The sequence below is a fragment of the Dietzia sp. Cai40 genome, assembly GCF_014145165.1.
GTDB lineage: Bacteria > Actinomycetota > Actinomycetes > Mycobacteriales > Mycobacteriaceae > Dietzia > Dietzia natronolimnaea.
In genome coordinates this window covers 1-1,417 of sequence record NZ_JAALEB010000442.1, presented here as the reverse complement: position 1 = coordinate 1,417, position 1,417 = coordinate 1, and the positions used below count along the sequence as shown (strand labels likewise).

At 70.0% G+C, this 1,417-nt stretch carries 1 protein-coding gene; it reads right to left on the bottom strand.

The genetic code is table 11. The features are described 5' to 3' along the window. The coding region (locus G6022_RS15300) for an NAD(P)/FAD-dependent oxidoreductase (protein WP_182691919.1) at nt 1–1,417 on the bottom strand (1,417 nt) is incomplete at both ends.

The following is a 1,417-nucleotide window of genomic DNA, read 5'->3' as shown; positions in this document are numbered from 1 at the left end:
CGACTCCGCCGAGCGACGCGGCGCGACGGTCTCGTAGTCGGCGGTGTCCGCGGTGCGGGTCCGGCGCTGGTACTCGTGGACCAACCCGGGCCAGTTGGTGGTGACCCTTCCGGAGTCCACCCTGTACCAGGAGTCGCACCCGCTCCAGACCGAGTCGTCGAGGCGTCGCAGCATCTCGGCGTCGTAGGCGTCGTCGACCTCACGTCGCACCTCGAGTGCCACGGGCCGCTCAGCCCGGGCCAGATCCTCGACGATCTGACGGATGTACCGGGCCTGCTGTTCCATCATGAGGATGATCGAGCTGCTGCCGAGGTTGGTGTTGGGGCCGTAGACCAGGAACATGTTGGGAAAGCCCGGGACGGCCATCCCGAGGTACGCCCGTGCGCCCTCGCGCCACTGCTCGTGCAGATCCCGGCCCCCGCGCCCCCGCACGGTGATGGTCGCGAGGAACTCGGTGGCCTTGAAGCCGGTGCCGTAGACGATGACGTCGGCGGGGTGCAGACGTCCGTCGGATGTGACGATCCCGTCGGGGACGACCTCGGCGACGCCGTCGGTCACCACGTCGACGTCCGGCTGGGCGAGCGCGCGGTACCACTCGTTGCTGAACAGCATCCGTTTGCACCCGATCGGTTCCGTGGGGGTGAGTGCGGCGCGCAACTCCGGGTCCCGGACGGTCAGCCTGAGGTTGGCCTTGGCCAACCCGCTGAGGATCCGCGCCAGTGGACGAGCGGAGGTCAGGGCGAGGCCGATGGCCTCCGTGGTCTCCCAGATCGCCCCGCGCATCGCGGGGACGAGGCCGGGGACACGGGCGAACGCGGTGTGGTGCGCGTCGGTGTAGGCCCGGTCGGGCTTGGGCACCACCCACGGCGCCGAGCGCTGGTAGACCGTCACGTGGGACGCGGCCTCACGGATCCGGGGGACGAACTGGATCGCCGAGGCCCCGGTACCGAGCACCGCGACCCGCTTGCCGGTGAGATCCACATCGTGCCGCCACCGGGCGGAGTGGAACGACGGGCCCGCGAAGGAGTCCAGCCCGGGGATGTTCGGGTAGGCCGGCCTGGACAGCTGGCCGATCGCGGGGACCAGAACGTCGGCCTCGAACGACTCGCCGGAGGCGGTGAGCACCGTCCACGTGGCGGTGTCCTCGTCGAAGGTGGCCGAGGTCACCTCGATCCCCGTGCGCACCTTGTCCCGTAGGCCGTACCGGTCCGCCGTCTCGCGGATGTAGGACAGGATGTCCGGCTGCTCGGCGTAGCGGCGGCCCCAGTCCGTCTTGCGGTGGAACGAGTACGAGTACAGGTTCGACGGCACGTCACAGGCCGCTCCCGGGTAGGTGTTGTCCCGCCACACCCCGCCCACGTCGTCGGCCTTCTCCAGGATCGTCACGTCCGCGAGGTCGTCTCGGGTGAGTTCGTAG